Annotated in this window: 15 protein-coding genes, 1 other RNA gene and 1 pseudogene; 13 read left to right on the forward strand and 4 right to left on the reverse strand. The window is 67.3% G+C overall.

All coding sequences use genetic code 11. From position 1 onward, the window contains the following. Positions 1–53: 53 nt before the first annotated feature. Positions 54–2,729, reverse strand: a complete 2,676-nt coding sequence (locus LK539_RS09565) for an EAL domain-containing protein (RefSeq protein ID WP_227800688.1) — start codon at positions 2,727–2,729, stop codon at positions 54–56. A 367-nt stretch (positions 2,730–3,096) separates the two neighbouring features. Between LK539_RS09565 and ribBA the strand changes: the two genes are divergently transcribed. From ribBA to LK539_RS09585, 4 genes are all read left to right on the forward strand, one after another. Then, entirely contained in the window at positions 3,097–4,200 is a 1,104-nt protein-coding gene (gene ribBA / locus LK539_RS09570) for a bifunctional 3,4-dihydroxy-2-butanone-4-phosphate synthase/GTP cyclohydrolase II (protein ID WP_227800689.1), read from the forward strand. Between the two features lie 178 nt (positions 4,201–4,378). Next, positions 4,379–4,858 (forward strand): 6,7-dimethyl-8-ribityllumazine synthase, encoded by a 480-nt coding sequence (ribH, locus tag LK539_RS09575; RefSeq protein WP_227800690.1) that lies wholly within the window; start codon positions 4,379–4,381, stop codon positions 4,856–4,858. Positions 4,859–4,870: 12 nt separating this feature from the next. After that, entirely contained in the window at positions 4,871–5,341 is a 471-nt protein-coding gene (gene nusB, locus LK539_RS09580; protein WP_227800691.1) for a transcription antitermination factor NusB, read from the forward strand. Positions 5,342–5,516: 175 nt separating this feature from the next. Then, entirely contained in the window at positions 5,517–6,065 is a 549-nt protein-coding gene (locus tag LK539_RS09585; protein ID WP_227800692.1) for a GNAT family N-acetyltransferase, read from the forward strand. A 64-nt stretch (positions 6,066–6,129) separates the two neighbouring features. Here the strand turns inward: LK539_RS09585 and LK539_RS09590 are convergent, their stop codons facing one another. After that, on the reverse strand, positions 6,130–6,999 hold the full coding sequence (locus LK539_RS09590) for a transglycosylase SLT domain-containing protein (RefSeq protein WP_373889536.1): 870 nt from the start codon (positions 6,997–6,999) through the stop codon (positions 6,130–6,132). 523 nt (positions 7,000–7,522) lie between these two features. Between LK539_RS09590 and ubiD the strand changes: the two genes are divergently transcribed. The 9 genes and pseudogenes from ubiD to LK539_RS09635 all read left to right on the forward strand — a co-directional run bounded on the left by ubiD (position 7,523) and on the right by LK539_RS09635 (position 18,104). Continuing rightward, positions 7,523–9,007 carry a 4-hydroxy-3-polyprenylbenzoate decarboxylase gene (ubiD, locus tag LK539_RS09595; RefSeq protein WP_227800694.1) on the forward strand — a complete coding sequence of 495 codons (1,485 nt, stop codon included), beginning with the start codon at positions 7,523–7,525 and terminating at the stop codon, positions 9,005–9,007. Between the two features lie 84 nt (positions 9,008–9,091). Next, a pseudogene (locus LK539_RS09600) lies at positions 9,092–9,778 on the forward strand (type 1 glutamine amidotransferase domain-containing protein). A gap of 52 nt (positions 9,779–9,830) precedes the next feature. Continuing rightward, an RNA gene (ffs, locus tag LK539_RS09605) (signal recognition particle sRNA small type) lies at positions 9,831–9,929 on the forward strand. Positions 9,930–10,077: 148 nt separating this feature from the next. Continuing rightward, positions 10,078–12,225 carry a DNA polymerase III subunit gamma/tau gene (locus tag LK539_RS09610; RefSeq protein WP_227800695.1) on the forward strand — a complete coding sequence of 716 codons (2,148 nt, stop codon included), beginning with the start codon at positions 10,078–10,080 and terminating at the stop codon, positions 12,223–12,225. Positions 12,226–12,279: 54 nt separating this feature from the next. Beyond that, on the forward strand, positions 12,280–12,606 hold the full coding sequence (locus LK539_RS09615; protein WP_227800696.1) for a YbaB/EbfC family nucleoid-associated protein: 327 nt from the start codon (positions 12,280–12,282) through the stop codon (positions 12,604–12,606). Positions 12,607–12,620: 14 nt separating this feature from the next. Beyond that, the gene (gene recR, locus LK539_RS09620; RefSeq protein WP_227800697.1) at positions 12,621–13,211 is read left to right on the forward strand and encodes a recombination mediator RecR; all 591 of its coding nucleotides are present in this window, start codon (positions 12,621–12,623) and stop codon (positions 13,209–13,211) included. Between the two features lie 116 nt (positions 13,212–13,327). Continuing rightward, a complete protein-coding gene (locus LK539_RS09625) occupies positions 13,328–14,461 on the forward strand; it encodes a glycosyltransferase (RefSeq protein WP_227800698.1) in 1,134 nt (377 codons plus the stop codon). Next, a complete protein-coding gene (locus LK539_RS09630; RefSeq protein ID WP_227800699.1) occupies positions 14,448–15,329 on the forward strand; it encodes a DUF2334 domain-containing protein in 882 nt (293 codons plus the stop codon). Before LK539_RS09625 ends, LK539_RS09630 begins: the two co-directional genes overlap by 14 nt. A 369-nt stretch (positions 15,330–15,698) precedes the next feature. Further along, positions 15,699–18,104, forward strand: a complete 2,406-nt coding sequence (locus LK539_RS09635; RefSeq protein WP_227800700.1) for a penicillin acylase family protein — start codon at positions 15,699–15,701, stop codon at positions 18,102–18,104. Positions 18,105–18,227: 123 nt separating this feature from the next. Here LK539_RS09635 and LK539_RS09640 read toward each other — a convergent pair whose 3' ends face one another. Together LK539_RS09640 and LK539_RS09645 are read right to left on the reverse strand one after the other, a co-directional pair. Further along, positions 18,228–20,363, reverse strand: coding sequence for a bifunctional diguanylate cyclase/phosphodiesterase (locus LK539_RS09640; RefSeq protein ID WP_227800701.1), 2,136 nt, complete (start codon positions 20,361–20,363; stop codon positions 18,228–18,230). 1 nt (position 20,364) lies between these two features. Then, positions 20,365–23,235 carry a response regulator gene (locus LK539_RS09645; protein WP_227800702.1) on the reverse strand — a complete coding sequence of 957 codons (2,871 nt, stop codon included), beginning with the start codon at positions 23,233–23,235 and terminating at the stop codon, positions 20,365–20,367. Between the last annotated feature and the right edge of the window lie 146 nt (positions 23,236–23,381).

Raw genomic sequence — 23,381 nt, forward strand, 5'->3', positions numbered from 1 at the left:
GCATTCTACCGCGCATGCCCGTCGAAAATGTTGTGGTATTACGTATGTATGTGTCACACGGCAACGCGGCCCTTGGCCAGCAGCTGGGCCATCTCGTGCGACGGCACCGGGCGGCTGTACAGGTAGCCCTGCATCACGTCGCAGCCGATCAGGCCCAGGAAGTCGCGCTGGCCGATCGTCTCCACCCCTTCGGCCACCACCGACAGCGACAGGCCCTGGGCCAGCGCGATGGTGGCCTGGGCGATTGCCGCGCTGCGCTGCTCGGTGGTGATGTTGCGAACAAAGGTCTGGTCGATCTTGAGCTTGTCGAGCGGGAAGCGCGACAGGTAGCCGAGCGATGAATAGCCGGTGCCGAAGTCGTCCAGCGACAGCGACACCCCCATGGCGCGCAGCTCGGCCATCTGGGCCTCGGCCACGGCGCTGTCGCCCAGCATCACGCTTTCGGTCAACTCCACCTCCAGGTAGCGCGGCGCCAGCCCGCTCTCCAGCAGGGCCTTGCGCACCATGCTGCTGACTGAACCGGCCTTGAACTGGTTGGCCGAGACGTTGACGGCCATCTTCACGGGCGGCAGGCCGGCGTTTTGCCAGGCCTTGTTCTGGAAGCAGGCCTGGCGGATCACCCATTCGCCGATCGGGTGGATCAGGCCGGTGTCTTCGGCAAGCGGGATGAAGTCGCCCGGCGACACCGAGCCCATCTCCTCGCTGCGCCAGCGCAGCAGCGCTTCCATCCCCACCACGCTGCCGTCGATGCGTGAAATTTGCGGCTGGTAGTGGAGGGCCAGTTCGTCGCGCTCGATGGCGCGCCGCAGGCGGGTTTCCAGCGCCAGCCAGCGCAGCGCCTGGGCGTTCATCTCGCCCTTGAAGAAGCGGAAGCCGTTGCGCCCCGATTTCTTCATGTCGCCCAGGGCCGCGTCGGCCGCCTTCAGCAGGTCGCCCGGCGCATTGCCGTCGCGCGGGAAGATGCTGATGCCGACGCTGCCGGTGACCACTACGTCGTGCCCGCCCAGCACGAAGGGGCGGGCGATGGCGTCGATCAGGCGGCGCGCGGCCAGGATGATGTCCTCGTTGTCGTCGCAGCTGGTGAGCAGCAGGACGAATTCGTCGCCCGACAGGCGCGCCAGGGTGTCGGTCGGGCCGGCGATGTCGCCCACCCGCTGCGCCACCTCGCGCAGCACGGCGTCGCCGGCCGCGTGGCCGAGGCTGTCGTTGATGCGGGACAGGCGGTCGACGTTAAACAGAAGGAGTGCCAGCTGGCCATCGCCCTGGCGCGCGGCCGCGATCGCCTGCTGCAGGCGGTCGTTGAACAGGGAACGGTTGGGCAGCAGCGTGAGGGCGTCGTGGTTCGACAGGAAGTCGAGCTGGTGGTGCGCCGCCTTCAGGGCCGACAGGTCGGTGGAGACCGATACGTAGGCGGTCAGCTTGCCCGCTTCGTCGCGCACCGCGCTGATGCTGGTGCGTTCCGGGTAGACTTCGCCGTTCTTGCGGCGGTTCCAGATTTCGCCGCGCCACTGGCCATCCTTTTCCAGGCAGTGCCACATGTCGCGGTAGAAGGTGGCGTCATGCCGTCCCGAGCGCAGCATGCGCGGGCTCAGTCCCAGCACTTCCGATTCGCGGTAGCCGGTGATCTGCTCGAACGCGGGATTGACGGCGACGATGTTGGCGTCGGCATCGGTCATCATGATGCCTTCCTGGGTGCTGTCGAACACCTGGCGCGCCAGCTCGAGCCGGTGCTCGCTCTCGCGCAGGGCCTTGTCGGCGTCGGCGCGGGCCAGGGCTTCCAGCTGCAGCTGGGCCGCGTGGCGCTGGACCACGTCGTACAGGTTCAGGTTTTCATAGGCCACCGCCAGCTGGGCCGCCAGGGCCGTGGCCCAGCGTTCCTCTTCGTCGGTGAAGGCGGGGGCGCCAGGGCGGCGCGCGCAGTACAGCCAGCCGTGCGGATGCTGCAGGTCGTGCACCTGCAGGCCGAGGAAACTTCCCATGGGCGGGTGGCAGGACGGCATGCTGTCGAGCATGGCGTCGCCGGCCGCCAGGCGCAGCGGCGCGCGGGCACGCAGCAGCATGCCCGGCAGATGCGATTCGTCGAGGGCGTGCGAGGCAAGCAGGGCCGGGTCGAGGGTCCAGGTGTCGAGGTGGCGCACATTGCGCTCGCCGCGGTCGAGCAGGCACAGGGCGGCGCAGTCGGCGTGCAGCACGCGGCGGGCGGCGTCGAGGAAGGAGGCTGCCAGGGTCTCGACCCGGCGTTCGCCGATCAGCGACAGGCACATGCGCTCCAGTTCGGCCAGGCGCGCGCCCAGGTCGAAGGGCAGGGCGCGGTCGCCCTCCGCCGCCAGCTGGGGCACCGGCAGCGGCGGGGCGCCTTCGATGACGCCCAGTTCGGCCTGGATGGCATCCAGGATCTGCTGCGGGTCGGCCGGTTTCGGCAGCACGGTGGCGACCCCACAGCGCGCCGCCATCGCCTGGATTTCACGCTCCGCATACACTGCGGAGAAAAAGATGACGCGGATGCCGCGCAGCTCGTCGTCGCCGCGCAGCTGCTGGACCAGCTCGTAGCCGTCCATGATGGGCATCAGGAGGTCGGTGATGACGAGGTCCGGCCGCTCCCGCCGCGCCAGCGCCAGCGCCTGGGCGCCGTCGTGCGCTTCGAGCAGGCGGTGGCCGGTAAAACCGAGCAGCGCATTCAAAAAGGCGCGGTTGCTCGGCCTGTCGTCGACGATCAGGATCGTGGCCATCAATGCCGCCCTTCGCTGGAAGGGCAAGGCATGCCTGTGTTGCGAACCGCCGCCATGGCAACTCCGGAGATGTGCTGCGTGTTGCCATGGAGGAATCCCGGAAACACACGCAGCCGCGATGTTTTTATCATAATCGAGTCATGCGTAAACACGCAGCTTGTTGCGTGCAGGAAAGGAGAGCTTAACAATTCTGTGGGCGCGAAGGTACATCGCGCGTGCAATCGTGCACGCGTGTTGCTTTGTGGTAACAGGCGTTGACGGATTCGCAGCGCTGTGGTGGGGAAGGGCTGTAGTGGCTCGGTTGAAAGGCGGTAAATCCATTAAAATAACGGATTACGCAAAAACACCCCCGTTTCAAGGAATCCGTATGTCTATTTCCAGCACCGAGGAAATCGTTGCCGAATTGCGCGCAGGGCGCATGGTCATTCTTGTCGATGAAGAAGACCGCGAAAACGAGGGCGACCTGGTGCTTGCCGCCGATTTCGTCACCCCGGAAGCGATCAACTTCATGATCCGCCACGCGCGCGGCCTGGTCTGCCTGACCCTGACCGAGGAACGCTGCGACGAGCTGGCGCTGCCGATGATGACCTCGAAGAACGGCACCTCCTTCGGCACCAACTTCACGGTCTCGATCGAAGCGGCCGAAGGCGTGACCACCGGCATTTCCGCGGCCGACCGCGCGCGCACCATCCAGGTCGCCGTGAACAAGGGCACGACCCCGGACGACCTGGTGCAGCCGGGCCACATCTTCCCGCTGCGCGCCCAGAAGGGCGGCGTCCTGATGCGTGCAGGCCATACCGAAGCCGGCTGCGACCTGACCGAGATGGCCGGCCTGACCCCGGCCTCGGTGATCTGCGAGATCATCAAGGAAGACGGCACCATGGCGCGCCTGCCGGACCTGATCGAATTCGCACGGGAACACAAGCTGAAGATCGGCACCATCGCCGACCTGATCCATTACCGCAGCCAGAACGAAAGCCTGGTCGAGCGCGTGGCGGAACGCCCGCTCAACACGCCGTATGGCGAATTCAAGCTGGTTGCCTACCGCGACAAGCCGAGCGGCGCGGCCCACCTGGCCCTGGTGCACGGCGAAATCGCGCGCGACAAGGAAGCCCTGGTGCGCGTGCACCAGCCGGTTTCCATCCTCGACGTGCTGGGCAACTGCGCTTCGACCCACTCTTGGGACCTGGCCTCGGCCATGAAGGCGATCCAGGCCGGCGAGAGCGGTGCGATCGTGCTGCTCAACTGCGGCGAAACCGCCGACCAGCTGTTCGCCCAGTTCGCTCCGCGCGACACGGGCCCGCGCAGCAGCCGCGCCGCCTCGATGGACCTACGCACCTACGGCATCGGCGCCCAGATCCTGCGCAACCTCGGCGTCGGCAAGATGCAGCTGCTGGCCAATCCGCGCAAGATGCCGTCGATGACGGGCTTCGACCTGGAAGTAACCGGTTACCTGCCGCAACCAGCCTGAGCGCCTAACAATTCCCCCGATGGCTGCGTTGCATCGCCTCGCCGTACTAGCGTACTGTCTTCGGCGATGCGCCTTGCCCTCGGGGTTTTGTTAGACGCTCTTAAATGCTTGGGCGCGGCGCGCCCGAACGAGAATACCCACTAATATATATACACACATCGATAAGAAGAGGTCAGCCATGACGGTAGGAACTTTTGAAAGCAATCTGGCGGGCGAAGGCCTGCGCATCGGCATCGTGCAGGCACGATTCAACGCCGACATCGGCCACGGCCTGCTGTCGTCCTGCCTGGCCGAACTGAAGCGCCTGGGCGTCGCCGACGAGGACATCCTCCACATCACCGTCCCGGGTGCGCTGGAAGTGCCGCTGGCGCTGCAGAAGATGGCCGAGACCCAGCAGTTCGACTCGCTGATCGCGCTCGGCGCGGTGATCCGCGGCGAGACCTACCATTTCGAACTGGTGTCGAACGAATCGGGTGCGGGCATCACCCGCATCGGCCTGGACTACGGCATGCCGATCGCGAACGCGATCCTGACCACTGAGAACGACGAGCAGGCCGAAGCCCGCATGGCCGAGAAGGGCGCCGATGCGGCGCGCGTCGCGGTCGAGATGGCGAACCTGCTGTTCGCGCTGGAAGAACTGCAGGCCGAAGAAGAGTAAGGAAGAAAGCACATGACCGACAAGACCACGCACGCCAACCCCAGCAAGAACCGCACGCCGCGCCACCGCGCGCGCGAGTTCGCGCTGCAGGGCCTGTACCAATGGCTGCTGAACAATGAACCGGCCCGCACGGTGATCACCAATATCCGCGGCGCCCATGGCTTCGACAAGGCCGACGGCGAATTCTTCAGCGAACTGCTGAACGGCGCCATCGCCACTTCGGTCGAGCTGCGCGAAGTCATCGCGCCGCTGATCGACCGCAGCATCGCCGAGCTGTCCCCGATCGAGCACGGCGTGCTGCTGCTGGGCGCTTACGAGCTGAAGAACCATCCGGAAATCCCCTACCGCGTCGTGATCAACGAAGCGGTCGAGCTGACCAAGTCCTTCGGCGGCATCGACGGCCACAAGTACGTCAATGGCGTGCTGGACAAGCTGGCCTCGACCCTGCGCCCGGACGAGGTGGGCGCCGACGCGCGCCGCTGATCGACGGCGCATCTATATATAGAGCGAAAGCCACCGCGGCACTGCCCGGTGGCTTTTTTTTATGCCGATATGACATCCCAATCACGTTTCGCCGAACCCGCACTGCTGTGGGCCTGGCTGGCCGGCCGTTCGATCGCCCGCGGCCTGCCGCTGCCTGTGCCAGCCCATGGGGGGCATGCGCGTCGACACCGCCTCGATCGAGGAAACGTGCCGCTACGTGTTTGCCGGCCCGGCGCCGGGGCTGGTGGCGCTTGCGGCCTCGATCCGGGCGCCGCGTACCTTCATCAAGATGTGTGGCCGAGGCGAGGAACTGCTGGCGCTTGCCCCGCCGGGCTGGGAGCTGCAGCCGGGCGGCTACCTGATGACGCATGCGGGCCAGGATCGCGCCCCGCCTCCGCTCGCGCCCGGATACCGGCTCGAGCTGCGGCAGGAAGGGCCAGCGATCCTTGCCCGCATCCATGCGGAGGATGGCGCGCTCGCGGCGTCCGGTTACGCGGCCGAGTACGGCGGCGCCTTCGTGTTCGACCGGATCGCCACCTACGCAGCACATCGGCGGCGCGGCCTGGGCAGCGCCATGATCGCCGCGCTCGCTGCGCGCCAGCGATCGCCGGCCGCGCGCAGGGTGCTGGTGGCGACCGAGGACGGACGTGCCCTGTATGCGGCGCTCGGCTGGCGCGTGGCGTCGCCGTATTCCACCATCGTCATTCCCGACGACGTCCAATAAACCGCAGGAGCAATAAAAAAACCACCGCCGCGGCGGTGGTCTTCGTGAGGAGTGTTGCCCTGGCTTACAGGGTCGCCAGCGTTTCCGCGCCGTGGTTCTCCGGCTTGGCCGGGGCCGCTGCCGGCGCCGGCGTCTCGGCCGGCTCCTGCTTGACCATGATGGTGGCCGGAGCGGGCGAGGGAGCGGCGGGACGCGGCGGATTGGTGGTCGGAACCTTCTGGCCGCGCGCCACCTGCTTCAGGCGCTGGTATTCGGCCAGCACCTTGGCGCCGTAGCCGGAATCGCTTTCCATGTCGGCCGCGCCGACGTAGGTCTTGAGGCCGCCTTCCACGGAACCGGTGCGCTTGACGTAATCCTTCAGGATCAGGGCGCCGACCTTGATGTTGGCGACCGGATTCAGGGCTGCCTGCTGGCCGCCGACTTCCTCGAACTTGTCGTGGTGGACCTTGGCCATGACCTGCATCAAGCCCTTAGCGCCCATGGCGCTTTCGGCGAAGGGGTTCAGACCCGATTCGATGGCCATCACGGCCAGGATCAGGAGCGGATCCAGCTTGACCTCGTGCGCCGTCATGTAGGCGGTCGAGACCAGCATGTTGGCGGCATCGCTGGCGACGCGGTAGCGCTTGCTCAGCCAGGAAGTGACCCACTGCTGCTGCTTGCTGTTGCCCACGTGGTGAGCGTCGGCGACGGGCGTTTCGACTGCTTCCGCCACGTTCTCGAGCTTGGGCGCCGGGGCGACCGGGGCCACGGCGACGATTTCAGGCTGGGGATCCAGCACGTCCGAGACGCGCTTGGCGACGTCTTCGTTGGTGTAGAGCAGCGCGAGCATCGCGACTGCGGAGAGACCGAATACGGTCAGGGTGTTGCGTGCGGTGTTCAGCATACCGCGTGCCGCTTTGCTCACGGAAGACCACGTGACTGGCTGGCTGGCCATGGTGTGCACGAGCCTTGCGCTCGTGATGAAACGATTGATCATCGAATTCCCCTTTGTCGCGGCAAAAAGGACTCCTGTCACGGCGTCTAGGGACGCTGTGCCGGGGTACTTGAATGCCGTGCATCAGAAATATCGTAGGTCGCCGCGTTGCGGCCGACTAACGCCGTCATTGCCTTGCTACAGCTGGCTGCTTTAAAACCCGTCCGGGTGGAACCAGTGGCTCAACAACTGTCTCGGGGGATTGGGCAGACGCCCAGTGAAAACACTCCTCAAAAATGTCATGTGGGGCCCCGACCCCGTGAATGCATGAGAACAGCTAAAATCGTGTCAGAAAGACTTGCCTGTCTCATCAAGTAGGACGGATTCTAGTGGCTCCTTTATACCAAGTCAACCCTAGCACGATCCGCTCTTATTACTTTTAGTTCTGATTGCCAGGCCGAAATTTTGAAAAGTCTTGCTAAATCAGCTACTTGGCATGGTGCCTTAACAACCCTTCTATGGTCGAGATAACGATCAAAACTTGATGAAATATTCAGATTTGCGGGACTTTATGGCTCAGCTCGAACGGATGGGCGAGCTCAAGCATGTTGGCGTACCGGTGTCGCCCCACCTCGAAATGACGGAGATCTGCGACCGCACCCTGCGCGCCGAAGGACCTGCGCTGCTGTTTGAAAAACCGACTGGGCACGCTATTCCAGTGCTGGGCAACCTGTTCGGCACGCCACGGCGCGTGGCGCTGGGCATGGGCGCCGAAAGCCTGACCGAGCTGCGTAACATCGGCCACGTGCTGGCGCGCCTGAAAGAGCCGGAGCCGCCCAAGGGCTTCAAGGACATCATGGGCATGGGCTCGCTGGTCAAGGCGGTATGGGACATGGCGCCGAAAGAAGTGAAGGGCGCTCCGTGCCAGGAGATCGTGTGGGAAGGGCAGGACGTCGACCTGGCCAGGCTGCCGATCCAGCACTGCTGGCCGGGCGACATCGCGCCGCTGATCACCTGGGGCCTGGTGATTACCAAGGGGCCGCACAAGAAGCGCCAGAACCTGGGTATCTACCGCCAGCAGGTGCTGGGCCGGAACAAGGTGATCATGCGCTGGCTCGCGCACCGCGGCGGCGCCCTCGATTTCCGCGAACACGCGCTGGCCAATCCGGGCAAACCCTATCCGGTGGCGGTGGCGCTGGGCGCCGACCCGGCCACCATCCTGGGCGCGGTCACCCCGGTGCCGGATACCTTGTCCGAGTACCAGTTCGCCGGCCTCTTGCGCGGTCAGCGCACGGCGCTCACGAAAGCCATCGGCAGCGATCTGCGCGTTCCCGCGTCCGCCGAGATCGTGCTGGAAGGGCATATCTATCCGGACGCGAATCACCTGTCCGGCTTCGAGCATGCGCTGGAAGGCCCTTATGGCGACCACACCGGCTATTACAACGAGCAGGACAGCTTCCCGGTGTTTACGATCGACCGCATCACCATGCGCCGTGACCCCATCTACCACTCGACCTACACCGGCAAACCGCCCGACGAACCGGCCGTGCTGGGCGTGGCGCTGAACGAAGTCTTCATCCCGCTGCTGCAGAAGCAGTTCAGCGAGATCACCGACTTCTACCTGCCGCCGGAAGGCTGCAGCTACCGCATGGCGGTGGTCCAGATGAAGAAGCAGTACGCGGGCCACGCCAAGCGCGTCATGTTCGGGGTCTGGAGTTTCCTGCGCCAGTTCATGTATACCAAGTTCATCGTGGTGGTCGACGAAGACGTCAACGTGCGCGACTGGAAGGAAGTGATCTGGGCGATTACCACCCGGGTCGACCCGACCCGCGACACGGTGATGGTCGATAACACGCCGATCGACTACCTCGATTTCGCTTCGCCGATCAGCGGCCTGGGCAGCAAGATGGGCATCGACGCCACCAACAAGTGGCCGGGCGAGACCAACCGCGAGTGGGGCACCCCGATCGCGATGACGCCGGAGGTAAAAGCGCGGGTGGACGACATCTGGGGCCAGCTGGGCATCTAGGTTCTGCGCGGCACGCGTGCGGCGCGGCGGGGGAGGGCCGGGGTAGACTCGGCCTTCGATTACCACGACCACGGAGCGCTCACGATGAAGATCCTGATGGTGCTGACCTCGCACGACCGCCTAGGCGATACCGGCAAGAAAACCGGCTTCTGGCTGGAAGAGTTCGCCGCTCCCTATTATGTGTTCAAGGATGCCGGCGCCGAGCTGACCCTGGCTTCGCCGAAGGGCGGGCAGCCGCCGCTCGATCCGAAGAGCGACGAGCCGGACGCCTAGACCGAGGCGACCCACCGTTTTCGCGCCGATCCGCAGGCCGGCCAGGCGCTTTCCAATACCGTCACCCTGTCCGGGGTGAACGCGCAGGACTTTGACGCCGTGTTCTATCCCGGCGGCCATGGCCCGCTATGGGACCTGGCCGAGGACGCCGATTCGATCCGCCTGATCGAAACCATGCTGGCGGCAGGCAAGCCGGTGGCGGCCGTGTGCCACGCTCCGGGCGTGCTGAAAGGCGTCAAGGGCCCCGGCGGCGAGCCGCTGGTCAAGGGCAAGCGCGTAACCGGCTTCACCAATACCGAGGAGGAAGCGGTCGGCCTGACCGAGGTCGTGCCTTTCCTGGTCGAGGACACCCTGAAACAGCTGGGTGGCGAATACAGCAAGGCGGCTGACTGGGAATCCTATGTCCTGACGGACGGTCTATTGGTCACGGGCCAGAACCCGGCATCGTCGGAAGAGGGCGCGCGCGCCTTGCTCGCACTGTTGAAGCAGTCCTCCTGAGCCTTTACAAGATCCGGCCCCAAAACCAGTGGGGTCGGGTATAATTGTCGCCGGCGGGCCCCTGCGCATTGCGGCATGGTTTACCTGGTCAGGTCGGGAACGAAGCAGCCAAAGCCGTTCACCGCAAGTGCCGCAGATCAGGCTCGCCTTTTAATCTCCCCTCCTGTTTCACCCTTCCAACTCTCTCGAATTGTCCTGCCTTTAGCGGGTAAGCGCCATTGCGTGCGGCTGCGAGACTTGTTGCCAGGCACGACCGTCGGAATGTTCGCGGCAGCCGCCAACTGCGGTAAAATCCCGGCATGTCCTATCAAGTCCTCGCCCGCAAATACCGTCCCAAGAACTTCGAAACGCTGGTCGGCCAGGAGCACGTCGTCCGTGCGCTGACCCATGCCTTGAAGACTGGCCGCCTGCACCACGCCTACCTGTTCACGGGAACGCGCGGGGTCGGCAAGACGACGCTGTCGCGCATCCTGGCCAAGTCGCTCAATTGCGTGGGCCCGGACGGGCAGGGCGGGATCACGGCCGAACCCTGCGGCGTGTGCGAAGCCTGCCGCGCGATCGACGCCGGCCGCTTCGTGGACTACATCGAGATGGATGCGGCCTCCAACCGGGGCGTCGACGAGATGGCCCAGCTGCTGGAACAGGCGGTCTACGCCCCGAGCAATGCGCGCTTCAAGGTCTACATGATCGACGAGGTGCACATGCTGACCAACCACGCGTTCAACGCGATGCTGAAGACGCTCGAGGAACCGCCGCCGCACGTGAAATTCATCCTGGCGACCACCGACCCGCAGAAGATCCCGGTCACGGTGCTGTCGCGCTGCCTCCAATTCAACCTGAAGCAGATGCCGCCGGGCCACATCGTGGGTCACCTCGAGAACATCCTCGGCCAGGAAGGCGTCACCTTTGAGCAGCCGGCCCTGCGCCTGCTGGCGCAAGGCGCCCACGGCTCGATGCGCGACGCGCTGTCCCTCACCGACCAGGCGATCGCCTATGCCGCCGGCCAGGTGACCCTGGACGCGGTGCAGGGCATGCTGGGCGCGCTCGACCAGTCCTACCTGGTGCGCCTGCTGGATGCGCTGCAGGCGCAGGATGGCGCCGACCTGATGGCGGTGGCCGACGAAATGGCCAGCCGCAGCCTGTCCTACAACGGCGCGCTGCAAGACCTCGGCACCCTGCTGCACCGGATCGCGCTGGCGCAATCGGTGCCCTCGGCGGTGCCGCAAGACCTGCCGGAACTGAACGACATCCTGCGCCTGGCCCAGGCTTTTGATGCGCAGGAAGTCCAGCTGTATTACCAGATCGCCGTGCATGGCCGCAACGAGATCGGCCTGGCGCCGGACGAGTACGCAGGCTTCACCATGACGCTGCTGCGCATGCTGGCCTTCCGTCCGGGACAGGGCGGCGCCGAGCAGGCCGCCAGCCCGGCAGCACCTGCGGCAGCGGGTGCGGCGCCGGCCGCGCGCGCGGCAGCGGTCGCCGCGGCCAGCCATGCCGCGGTGGCGCCAGCGCGTCCGGCTGCGCCGCCGCCGGCACCCGCCGCAGCGGCGCCCGCAGCGCCCGCAGCAGCCAGCCCAGCCCCAGCCATGACCTCCGCCCGCGCCGCGATCAATGCGGCGCTGGAAGCGGCGCGCGCCGCCTCCGGCCAGAAAGCCCCGCCCAAGCCGCGCACCGAACCGCCAGCCGCGGCAGCGCCTGCCGCACCGGCCGCCGCGCCCGCACCGGTTGCACCGCCACCTGCGCCTGGCCCATCGGCCGCCATGCAGGCCGCACCGGCCGTGCGCCCGGCGCCGGGCGGTACGCCGCCATGGGAACAGTCCCAGCCGCAGGCAGTCCAGCCGCAACAGCAGGCCCAGCCGCAGGCTGGGCAAACCCAGGCGCGCATGCAGGGGGCGCCTGCCGAGGATGAGCCGCCCTCCTGGGTCACCGAATTTTCCGACGACACCGCGGTCGCCGCCGATGCGCCGACCGTAGTCACGGCACCGGCGCCGGCGCAGATGCGCGCGCCAAGCGCACCGCCGCACGCCTATGTCGTCACGCCGGTTCCGGCGATTGGATGGGACGGCAACTGGCCGGCCCTGGCCGCCGGCCTGCCGCTGCGCGGCGTGGCCCAGCAGCTGGCCCTGCAGACCGAACTGATCGAATGCATCGCCCATGAGCAGGCCGCTACCTTCCGCCTGCGCGTGCCGGTCGACACCCTGCGCGCCAGCGGCAACAGCGAAAAGCTGACCGCCGCGTTGCAGGAACATTTCCCTCAAGTGCGTGTCACCCTCGATACCGAGATCGGCCCCGTGTGGTACACGGCCGCGGCCGAAGCCAAGGCCGCGCGCGAGGAGCGCCAGCGCCAGGCCGAAGCCCTGGTTGCCGCCGATCCCTTCGTGCAGGCCATGGAACGCACTTTCGGCGCCTTCGTCGTGCCCGGCTCGGTGAAGCCGGCCGCGGCTTGAAGCCGCACTGCATTAAGATAACTTACCTATCCGGACTTTTTGGAGATACCGACCATGATGAAAAACCAGCTCGCAGGCTTGATGAAACAGGCGCAAGCCATGCAGGACAACATGAAGAAGGCGCAGGAGCAGCTGGCTCTGATCGAAGTCGAAGGCCAGTCGGGCGCGGGCCTGGTCAAGGTCGTGATGACCTGCAAGAACGACGTCAAGCGCGTCACCATCGACCCGTCGCTGCTGGGCGATGACCGCGACATGCTGGAAGACCTGGTCGCGGCTGCGTTCAACGACGCCGTGCGCAAGGCTGAAGCCACCGCCAGCGAAAAGATGAGCGGCCTGACCGCCGGCATGCCGCTGCCGCCGGGCTTCAAGATGCCGTTCTAAGGACGAACGGTCCCATGTCGAAGTCGCTCGACTTCCTGACCGAGGCGCTGCGGCGCCTGCCCGGCATTGGTCCGAAGTCGGCGCAACGCATGGCCTTCCACCTGCTGCAGCATGACCGCGAAGGCGCGGCCATGCTGTCGCGCGCACTCTACCAGGCGGTGGATACGGTCCACCACTGCGCGATGTGCAATACCTTTTCCGACACCGAAGTGTGCGACTTGTGCGCGGACGAATCGCGCGAACGCGCGCTGCTGTGTGTCGTGGAAACCCCTGCCGACCAGATGATGATCGAGCAGACCCTCACCTACAAGGGCCTCTACTTCGTGCTGATGGGCCGGCTCTCGCCGCTCGACGGCATTGGCCCGCGCGACCTGCACCTCGACAAGCTGGTCGGGCGCGCCACCGATGGTGTGGTCGAGGAAGTGGTGCTGGCCACCAATTTCACCAACGAGGGCGAAGCCACCGCCCACTACATCAGCGAGATGCTCAAGGCGCGCGGCCTGAAGGTCAGCCGCCTGGCGCGCGGCGTGCCCGTTGGCGGCGAACTCGAGTACGTGGATGCGGGCACGATAGCGCGCGCCATGCTCGATCGCCGCACTGCATAATTCCCCGTAAAGACGATTGGTGGCGGACGACCGGGGAGGGTTCCCTTGATGCCTGTGCGTGCGCGCAAGCCTCGTTGGTGTGCCGCTGCCATCATGGCACTTTCAGCGGAACCCACATGCATCTTGTTGACATCACGATGTTCTACGCCGCCGAAGGGGGCGGCGTCAGTACTTACCTGAATGCCAAGGCGCGCTGGCTTGCGCGCTATGGCTGGGCGCGGCATACCATCCTGAGTCCCAATGTCGGCGACGACGAGGCGCCCGGCCTGGTGCGGGTGCCGGCCGTATCGCTGCCCGGCATCAACGGCTACCGCATGCCCCTCTCGGTGGCGGCCGCCGCCCGGCGCCTGCGCGATGCCCGCCCTGACCTGATCGAAGCGGGAGACGCCGGCCACAGCGCCTGGGCCGCGCTGCGCCTACGCCAGCGACTCGGCATCCCGGCCATCGCCTTCTACCACTCCGACCTGCCGCGCCTGGTGCAGAACCGCTTCGGCGACACCATTTCGCACGGCACCTGCAAATACCTGGCCCACCTGTACCGCGAATTCGACACCGTGCTGGCGCCGAGCCGGTTGATGGTGCACCAGCTGGCCGACATGGGCGTCACCCATGCGCTGCACCAGCCGCTCGGCATCGACAGCAAGATCTTCCACCCGAAGCGCCGGCGCGCCAGCCTCCGGGCGGAACTCGGCCTGTCGGAGGATGCACGCCTGCTGGTCTACGCCGGCCGCTTCACGGCGGACAAGAAACTGCCGCTGCTGATCGAGGCCGTGCGCAAGCTGGGCGAGCCTTACCACCTGCTGCTGGTCGGTGGAGGGGACGCGCTGCCCCGCCATGAACAACTGAGCTTCATGCCCTTCCAGCGCGACCAGCGCGCCTTGGCCGGCGTGCTGGCCAGCTGCGACCTGCTGGTGCATCCGGGCGACTGCGAAACCTTCGGCCTGATCGTGCTGGAAGCGATGGCCTGCGGGCTGCCGGTGGTGGGGACGAGCGGCGGCGGCGTGGGCGAGCTGGTGGACGAGCAGACCGGCATGCTGGCGCGCCCCAACGACGTCGACAGCCTGGCCGGCGCCATCGAAGCAATCTACGGGCGCGACCTGGCGCAGCTGGGCGCCAATGCGCGGCGCAAGGCGCAGGATCATTACGACTGGAGCCAGGTCTTCCCGCAGCTGATGCACCGTTACGGCAGCCTGCTGGCGGCGCGCCCCGAAGCGCGGCGGTCGCTGGAGAGCGTCTGTGTTTCCGACTGAGGGGAGCGGCGGCCAGGCCGGCCCCGCACCCGCCCTGTGCGTGTCGATCCACGACGTGGCCCCGGCCACCTGGGACGAATGCGCGCGCCTGGCCGCGGCCCTGCGCGAGGTGGCCGACATCCCGCTGACCTGGCTGGTGGTGCCGCAGTACCACCGCGGTGGCGGTGACCCGGTGCGGATGGAGGCGGGGCTGGATGAGGCGCTGGCGCGCGGCGACGAACTGGCTCTGCATGGATTCACTCACCTCGACACGGCGCCGCGCGGGCCCGGCTTGAGCGAGCGTTTTTTGCGCGGAACCTACAGCCACGAAGGCGAGTTCGTGGCCCTGCCGGCCAACGAGGCGGCACGCCGCATCCAGTGCGGACTGGACTGGTTCGCCGCGCGCGGCTGGCCGGTGCGCGGCTTCGTGCCGCCGGCCTGGCTGATGGGAGAGGGGGCGTGGCAGGCGCTGCGCGCCTTCGACTTCGACTACACCACGACTTTCCGACGCTTTCACCTGCTGGGTAGCCGCGCAGGCGCCGGCTCGGCCGCGACGGTGCTGTCGCCCTCGCTGGTCTATGCGGCGCGCAACCGCAGCGGCAGGCTGGCCTCGCCGCTGCTGGCGGATGTGCTCGCACTGGCGCTGGCGCGCCAGCCGCTCATCCGGCTAAGCCTGCACCCGCCGGACGTGCGCCATCCGCGCCTGCTGCGTCATGCGCAGGCCACCCTGGCGCGCCTGCTGGCCACGCGCACGGCCCTGACCAAGGCCGGGTTCGCACAGCAACTGCTTACCAGTACGGTCCCCAGTAACCGCCACCTCGCCAGTAGCGCCCACCCCATCCGCCGTAGTACGACGGACCAACCTGGCGCAGCTCCTCGCGCGTGCTGAGCTGCAACACGCAGTGGCGCCATTGGTCGCTGTTCGGCGCATAGCCAAGGCGTGAGCAGGCCGGACCGTAGATGGTCATGAGTTCGGCCATTTCCGACTGTGCACGTTCGGCCCGTTGCTGCGGCGTGCTGCAGGCCGCGAGCGTCAGGGTCAATCCCACTAACGCTATTTTTGCGATTTGCATGATCTGCTCCTTTGCCCGCCGTTCTGGCGGCTTTGTTCCAGTATAGGACGGCAGGTGGGTATATGTAGCGCATAAATCAATCGTGCCCACCTCGGGAATCCGAACAAAACTGGTTCGGAGTAGGACTTTTTCTGGCAATTTTCTGGCAAGATACGCGCCTAAAAAAATAATGGGGGAGTGACAAGATGCGACAGCGTCGATGGAAGACCTGGGCCCTGCGGGGACTAGGCGGATTGCTTTTGCTCGTCCTGGTGGCGGTCGTCGCGGGATGGCTGTATCTGCGCGCCAGCCTGGCTCAGCTCGACGGCGAGCGCAAGGGGATCGGATTGCAGGCGGCCGTGACGGTGACGCGGGACGCCGCCGGGGTGCCCCTGATCAGCGGCGCCAGCCGCGCCGACGTCGCCTATGCCACCGGCTTCGTGCACGCCCAGGAGCGTTTTTTTCAGATGGACCTGTTGCGCCGCACGGCCGCCGGCGAACTGGCCGAGCTGTTCGGCCCGCGCGCGCTGCCGCTCGACCGTTCGCGCCGCCTGCACCGCTTCCGCGCCCGCGCCCAGGATGTCCTGGCGCGCCTCCCGGCCGCGGAGCGCGCGCTACTGGAACGCTACGTCGCCGGCGTCAACGACGGCCTCGGGGCGCTGCGCACCAAGCCCTTCGAATACCTGCTGACCGGTACCGAGGCGCGCCCATGGAACGCGGTGGACTCGCTGCTGGTGATCTGGGCCATGTACATCGACCTGCAGGGCAACCAGGAACCGCGCGAGCTGGCGCGCGGCTGGCTGCGCGAGCACAGCGACCCGGCCCAGCTGGCCTTCCTGCTGCCCGAATCGAGCAGCTGGGACACGACGCTCGATGCCGGCACGGCCGCCGCTGCACCAGGCCCGGCGCCGCTGCCGCCCAGGGCCCCGGCCTGGTGGGGCGCCGCGCCCGAGAAGCCCGCGCAGCTGGCCGGCGCCGCCTTCGTCGACTCGGTCGGCAGCAACAACCATGCGATCGCCGGCAGCCGCAGCGCCAGCGGCGCCGCCATCGTCTCGGACGACATGCACCTCGGCCTGCAGCTGCCCAACATCTGGTACCGCCTGGCGCTCAGCTTCCCCGACCCCAAGGGCAAGGATGGCAGGCGGCGCCTGGTGGGTGTGAGTCTGCCGGGCGCGCCGCCGACCGTCATCGTCGGCAGCAACGGGCAGGTGGCCTGGGCCTTTACCAACAGCTACGCCGACCTGGTCGACCTGGTGGCGCTGAACACCGATCCGGCCCGCCCCGGCCAGGTGCGCACGCCGAACGGCTGGGAGACCCCGGCCGACCACGTCGAGCTGATCGCCGTGAAAGGGGCCGCCTCCGAGCGCTTCGTGGTACGCGAGACTTCGCTGGGCCCGATCCGTGAGGCCGGCGGGCGCCAGTACGCGGTGCACTGGATCGCACATGACCCGCAGGCGATCAACGTGAACCACATGAAGCTCGAGACCGCGGCCAGCGTGGACGAGGCCCTGGGGATCGCGGCCATCGACGGCATCCCGGCGCAGAATTTCGTGGCCGGCGACGCCCAGGGCAACATCGGCTGGACCATCGGCGGCCTGCTGCCGCAGCGCGCGACGCCGTCGCTGGCGTCCACCTTCCCGCTGGAAGAGGGAACCCCGACCTGGAACGCGTTGCTGCCGCCGGCAAGCTATCCGCGCGTGGTCAACCCGGCGGGCGGCCAGATCACGACCGCCAACAGCCGCCAGCTGATGGGCGAGGGCGCGGCGCTGATCGGCGACGGCGGCTTCGACCTCGGCGCGCGCAACCGCCAGCTGGCCGAGGGCGTGCAGGCGCTGGGGACGAAGGTCGGCATGCGCCAGGCCTTCGATGCGGCCCAGGACGACCGCGCCCTGTTCATCGGGCGCTGGCGCGAGCGCGCACTGCAGGCGCTGGACGCGCAGGCGCTGGCCGGCAAACCGCAGCGCGCCGAGTTCCGCCGGCTGCTGGAGAAGAGCTGGACCGGCCACGCCAGCGTCGACTCGGTCGGCTACCGCCTGGCGCGCAACTACCTGTGGGCGCTGAACGAGCTGCTGTTCGGGCGCGCCAACAAGGCGCTCGGGGAGCTCGAGCCGAAGACCACGCTGGCCACCGCCACCAGCCGCTGGCCGGACGTGGTGGCGCGCCTGTTGGATGCCCGTCCGGCCGGCTGGCTGCCGCCGGGGCACGCCGACTGGCGCGCGGTGGAACTGGCGGCCATCGACCGCGTGATCGCCGACCTGGGCAAGGATGGCGAGCCGCTGGCGAAGGCCACCTGGGGACAGCGCAACACCGCGACCATCGCCCATCCGATCAGCATCGCGGTGCCGGCGCTGGCGCCGGTGCCGGGCGCCCCTGCGGACCAGCTGCCGGGCGATTCGAACATGCCGCGCGTGGCCGGCCCGAAGTTCGGGCAGTCCGAGCGCCTGACCGTGTCGCCGGGACACGAGGAAGAGGGGTTGTACAACATGCCGGGCGGGCAGAGCGGGCATCCGCTGTCGCCGTTCTTCCTGGCGGGGCACAAGGAGTGGGTGAAGGCGGAGCCGGTGCCGCTGTTGCCGGGGCAGGCGAAGTACACCTTGCGGTTTGTCCCGTAGGGTGGGCGGCTTGTGATCCGGTCCACTGGACCAGATCACCCCACGCGGTCAACCAGCGGCGAGATCATCGCGCACGATATTTGTACGTCACGTATCACCGCGTGGGCGGGAGACCCGCCCACCCTACTTAGCAGGTAACAGCAACGGCGCCTGCAGCATCCCCGTAATCGCATCCGCACTCGACGGATGCCCCAGGAAGTAACCCTGCACCATATCGCAGCCATACTGCTCAAGCAGCAGCAGCTGTTCGCCGGTCTCCACGCCCTCGGCCACCACCACCATCTTCAGCCCGTGCGCCATCGCGATGATGGCGCGGGTGATGGCCGCGTTCTCGGAATCCTGGGGCAGGCCGTTGATGAAGCTGCGGTCGATCTTCAGCGCGCGCACGTCGAAGCGCTTCAGGTAGTTCATCGACGAGTAGCCGGTGCCGAAGTCGTCGATCGACAGGAACACGCCGATGCCACGCAGCTGTTCCAGCGTCGCCAGGGTGGCGCGCGCGTCGTCCATCAGCGTGCCTTCGGTCAGTTCCAGTTCCAGCAGGCGCGGTTCCAGGCCGGCGTCCAGCAGGGCCGAGTGGACCATCTGCGACAGGTTCTCATCCTTGAACTGCTTGGCCGACAGGTTGACTGCCATGCGCAGGGTGCGCTGGGCCTGGCGCTGCCACAGCCTGGCCTGGCGGCAGGCGGTGCGCAGCACCCATTCACCGATCGGCACGATCAGGCCGGTCTCCTCGGCCAGCGGGATGAACTCGGTCGGCGGCACCAGGCCGCGCTCGGGATGGCGCCAGCGCACCAGCGCTTCGACCCCGACGATCTCGGAACTGCGCACGTCGCGTTGCGGCTGGTAGACCAGGTAGAGCTCATCGTTCTGCAGCGCCTTGCGCAGCCCGACCTCGAGCTTCACATGGCTCATGATCTGCATGGTCAGCGAAGAGCTGTACAGCTTGGCGTTGTTCTTGCCGCAGTTCTTGGCGTGGTACATCGCGGTGTCGGCGAATTTCAGCAGCGAGCCGCAATCGTCGCCGTCTTCCGGGAACAGCGAGATGCCGATGCTGGCGGTCACGAAGATCTCGTTGCCCTCGATGAGGAAGGGCCGCCGCATGGCTTCCTTGACGCGGTGGGCGACGTTGAGCGCATGCTCGACCCGTTCGAGGTCGGGAATCAGGATGGTGAACTCGTCGCCGCCCAGGCGCGCCAGGTTGGTGGCGTGGTCCTTGCCGTCCCCGCGCGACACCAGGTCGCTCGGGCGCGTGGTTTCGCGCAACCGTTCCGACACCATTTTCAAAAGCGCGTCGCCCGCATTGTGGCCGAGCGTATCGTTGATGCGCTTGAAGGCGTCCAGGTCCATGAATAGCACCGCGAACTTCTTGTTGCCCATTTTCGAGCGCTGCAGCTCGCGCTCGAGCGTCTCGAGGAAGGCCTGGCGGTTCGGGATGCCCGTCAGGCTGTCGCAGTAGGCCAGGCGCCGGATCTGTTCTTCGGCGCGCTTGCGCTCGCTGATGTCGCGCACCAGGCCGAGCACCTGCGAGGCGCTGGTGGCGACCAGCCGCGCCTCGAAATGCTGCACTTCGCCGCAGTGTTCCAGGTCGTACTCGACCGAGCGCACCTGCTGGGTGGTCAGCACAGTGCGCATCTGTTCCAGCACCCGCGCCGCGATCTCGGGCGGCAGCACGTCGGTGACGTGCTTGCCGATGCAGGGCTGCGGCTGGTGCGGCGCGCGGCCGCGCCCCGGGCGCTCGTGGCCCGGCTCGTAGTCGAGGTAGAAGCCGTCGCGGTCGAGCCGGAAGAAGGTGTCGGGAATCGCCGCCAGCACCGCCCGGTTCTGGGCGTCGGCAATGCGCAGGCGCGCGATGGCGTCGCTGGCGCGCAGTACGTAGAGCACGCGGTGCCCGAGGATGGGCCAGTTGATCGGCTTCGAGACGAAGTCGGTCGCCCCGGCTTCGTAGGCGCGCGTGACCGCTTCCAGGTCGTCGCCGCCGGTGACCATCACGATCGGCACGCTGGTGCCGTCGAAGCTGTTGACGATGCCGGCGGCGCGGATCGCCTCGCAGGCGGCAAAGCCGTCCATGCGCGGCATCTCGACGTCCATCAGGATCAGGTCGGGCGCGCAGGTACGCGCCAGTTCCACGGCTGCCTGCCCATCGGCCGCCTCGATCGCGTCCAGCCCGACCTGGGCCAGCATCTCGAGCATCAGCATGCGCATGACCGGATCGTCATCGGCGACCAGCACCGTTCCGCGCTTCGGAAGAGAAGAAGGCATCTCAGGTTTCCTTTTCAAGCATGGCGTGGAGCGAATGGCGCACGTTCTGGAATTCGTGTTCCATATCCGCGAGGATGCGGTCGGCGCCATCGACGGTATCGGCGCGTCCGAGTTGTTCGAGTTCCTTGCACAGGGTCGCGAGGCGCGCCGCGCCGACGTTGGCGCTGGCCGACTTCAGGCTGTGCGCGACCCGGCGCACGCTGCCGGCGTCCATGCCTTCGACCGCTTCGCGCAGCGTGGCGAGGTGACGCGGCGTGTCGCCGACGTAGGCGTTGATGACCTTCTGCACCAGCGCGTCGCCGCCATCGCGGCTCAGGGCCCGGATGTTGTCGAGCGCGACCCGGTTGACCGCCTCGCGCTGGATCACCTCGACCGTCTCTTTCGGCAGGCGCGGCGGCGCATCGAGGTGATGCGCGGTGGCCGCCAGCGGCACTGCGACCCAGCGCCCGATCACGGCCGACAGCTGCTGCTGGGTGAAGGGCTTGGACAGGTAGTCGTCCATCCCGGCCGCCAGGCAGGCTTCGCGGTCGCCCTGCAGGGCGTTGGCCGTGATCGCGATCACCGGCAGGGTGCGCGCGCGGCCCGCTTCGCGCTCGTGGCGGCGGATCGCGGCGGTGGCCGCGAAGCCGTCCATCACCGGCATCTGGCAATCCATCAGCACCGCGTCGAAACTGCCGCTCTGTACCGCCTGCAGCGCTTCCTGGCCGTTGCGCGCGCAGGTCGCCTCGATGTCCAGGCTTTCCAGCATGGCCATCGCGACCTCGACGTTGACCGGATTGTCCTCGGCCAGCAGCACGCGGCGTACCCGCGCGCGCGGCGCCGGACGCGCCGCATCCGCCGGCGCGGCAGGGACGGGCGCCTCGGCCCTGCTTGCCGGAAGGCTGGGGACGGCCGCAGCAATGGCAGCGGCGGGGGCATGCAGGCGCGCGGCGCAGGCGGCCAGGCAGGCATACAGGTCGGCGGCGCGCGCCGGCTTGACCAGCTGGTAGGCCACGCCGGCAGCGCGCCGCTGCACCGGGTCGGCCGCCAGCCGTTCGGGGCTGACCAAGACCAGGTGGGTGGCGCGGGCGCCGCCATCGGCCTTGATCGAAGCAGCCAGCGCCAGCCCGCTGGTATGGGTCAGCTCCATGTCGAGCACCGCCGCGTCGTAGGGACGGCCGGCGCGCGCTGCGCTGAGCAGGCTTTCGTAGGCGGCGGCCGCGCTGGCCGCGCTGTCGGCGCGGGCGCGCCAGGCGTGCAGCTGCTGGGCCAGGTCTTCGCGGCTGTCTTCCTGCTCGTCCACCACCAGCACGCGCAGGCCTTCCAGGCTGTGCTGGCGGTGGCCCGGCGCGTCGGGGTCGACGCGGCGCTTGTCGAAGCTGACGGTGAACCAGAAGATCGATCCCTGCTTGGGCGCGTTGTCGACACCGATCGCGCCGCCCATCAGTTCCACCAGCTGCTTCGAGATCGCCAGGCCCAGTCCGGTGCCGCCGTAGCGCCGGGTGGTGGAGTCGTCGGCTTGCGAGAAGGCCTCGAACAGGCGCGCCCGCGCTTCGCGCGAGATGCCGATGCCGGTATCGTGCACCTCGAAGCGCAGCATCACCGACTGGGTGTCCTCGCCGGCCACCCGCACGCGCGCCAGGATCCGCCCCTGTTCGGTGAACTTGATGGCGTTGCCGAGCAGGTTGGCCATGATCTGGCGCAGCCGGTTCGGGTCGCCGCAGATCGCCACCGGGATGTCGTTCGCGATGTCGAAGTCGAAGCCGATACCCTTGGCGGCGGCCTGCGGCGTGTACACGTTGTGGATGTCGTCCAGCAGGTCCCACAGGTTGAAGTTGATGTACTCGATGGTCAGCTTGCCGGCTTCGATCTTGGAAAAATCGAGGATGTCGTTGATGATCACCAAGAGGTGCTCGCCCGAGCGTTTCACCAGGGTGGTGTAGTTGCGCTGGGTTTCGGTGAGCCCGGTGGCGAGCAGCATTTCCGTCATGCCGAGCACGCCGTTCATCGGGGTGCGGATCTCGTGGCTCATGGTGGCAAGGAAGGCGCTCTTGGCGCGGCTCGCGGCCTCGGCGGCATTCTTGGCCTTTTCCAGCTGCTCGGTGCGTACGCCGACCTGGCGTTCCAGCTCGTCGCGGTGGTGCAGCAGGGCGGCGCCGCGGTCCTCGATCTGGGCCATCATGGTGTTGAAGCTGTCGATCAGCTGCCCCAGTTCGTCGGTGCGCTGGTGGGCGATGCGCAGGCTGTAGTTCTGGCTGCTCGACACCTTCTGCGCCGCCTGGATCAGCTTCGTGACCGGCTCGGCGATGCTGCGCTTGAAGCGCCCGGCCATCGCCACCGACACCACCAGCGAAACGCCCATCGCCAGGCCCATCACGCACAGCCCGGCCAGGATGTCGATCCAGGTCGCCACCAGGTCGGTCTCGATCATCACCACGCCGACCTGGATCTCGCCCGCCATCACCGGCTGGAACACGCGCATGCGGCGCGACAGCAGGCGCTGGCCGTCGAGGTTGACGGCAGCCAGGGTCTCGGCGTCGATTCCTTCCAGCCGGTCCGGCGCCGGAACAGGGGCGCCGTCCTCGCGCGCCAGGTACTGGGCGAAGGGCTTGCCGTTACGGTCGTACAGGACGGCGGCGGCGATATCGCTCTTGGCCGAGAGCACACTGAGCGCGCTGCGTGCGCGGTCGCGGTCGCGCAGCAGCAGGTAGTCGGCGCTGCTGGCCGCGATGACCTGGGCAAAGGTCGACAGCTGCATCGCCTCGTCCTTGCGGTGGTTGGCCACCGAAGTCACCGCAAAGGCCGCGAACACGAATACCAGGGCGGTTGCAGTGGACAGCAGCGAGATGATGGTCAGCTTCTGGTTCAGACTGGAGCGCTCGAAGTTCGGCATTCTGATCCCGCAGGTACGGCGGAACGGCCCGGCGCCGGACGACGCAGGGCTTCCTTTGCGGAATGCAAATTCCCGCAAGAAAAAAATATACGGTTAAGGGGAGAGGGGAGCGTTGAGGGAAGTCAACGTGTTGAAGGCAGTGCAAT

The sequence above is a fragment of the Massilia sp. IC2-476 genome, assembly GCF_020707295.1.
Classification (GTDB): domain Bacteria; phylum Pseudomonadota; class Gammaproteobacteria; order Burkholderiales; family Burkholderiaceae_D; genus Telluria.

Excerpts from the sequence above, each read along its gene's own strand:
- ubiD (WP_227800694.1), top strand. The coding sequence starts at position 7,523 with ATGAAATATTCAGATTTGCGGGACTTTATGGCTCAGCTCGAACGGATG.
- ribBA (WP_227800689.1), top strand. The coding sequence starts at position 3,097 with ATGTCTATTTCCAGCACCGAGGAAATCGTTGCCGAATTGCGCGCAGGG.
- LK539_RS09590 (WP_373889536.1), bottom strand. The coding sequence starts at position 6,999 with ATGGCCAGCCAGCCAGTCACGTGGTCTTCCGTGAGCAAAGCGGCACGC.
- LK539_RS09625 (WP_227800698.1), top strand. The coding sequence starts at position 13,328 with ATGCATCTTGTTGACATCACGATGTTCTACGCCGCCGAAGGGGGCGGC.
- LK539_RS09635 (WP_227800700.1), top strand. The coding sequence starts at position 15,699 with ATGCGACAGCGTCGATGGAAGACCTGGGCCCTGCGGGGACTAGGCGGA.
- nusB (WP_227800691.1), top strand. The coding sequence starts at position 4,871 with ATGACCGACAAGACCACGCACGCCAACCCCAGCAAGAACCGCACGCCG.
- LK539_RS09640 (WP_227800701.1), bottom strand. The coding sequence starts at position 20,363 with ATGCCTTCTTCTCTTCCGAAGCGCGGAACGGTGCTGGTCGCCGATGAC.
- recR (WP_227800697.1), top strand. The coding sequence starts at position 12,621 with ATGTCGAAGTCGCTCGACTTCCTGACCGAGGCGCTGCGGCGCCTGCCC.
- LK539_RS09615 (WP_227800696.1), top strand. The coding sequence starts at position 12,280 with ATGATGAAAAACCAGCTCGCAGGCTTGATGAAACAGGCGCAAGCCATG.
- ribH (WP_227800690.1), top strand. The coding sequence starts at position 4,379 with ATGACGGTAGGAACTTTTGAAAGCAATCTGGCGGGCGAAGGCCTGCGC.
- LK539_RS09610 (WP_227800695.1), top strand. The coding sequence starts at position 10,078 with ATGTCCTATCAAGTCCTCGCCCGCAAATACCGTCCCAAGAACTTCGAA.
- LK539_RS09565 (WP_227800688.1), bottom strand. The coding sequence starts at position 2,729 with ATGGCCACGATCCTGATCGTCGACGACAGGCCGAGCAACCGCGCCTTT.
- LK539_RS09585 (WP_227800692.1), top strand. The coding sequence starts at position 5,517 with ATGCGCGTCGACACCGCCTCGATCGAGGAAACGTGCCGCTACGTGTTT.
- LK539_RS09645 (WP_227800702.1), bottom strand. The coding sequence starts at position 23,235 with ATGCCGAACTTCGAGCGCTCCAGTCTGAACCAGAAGCTGACCATCATC.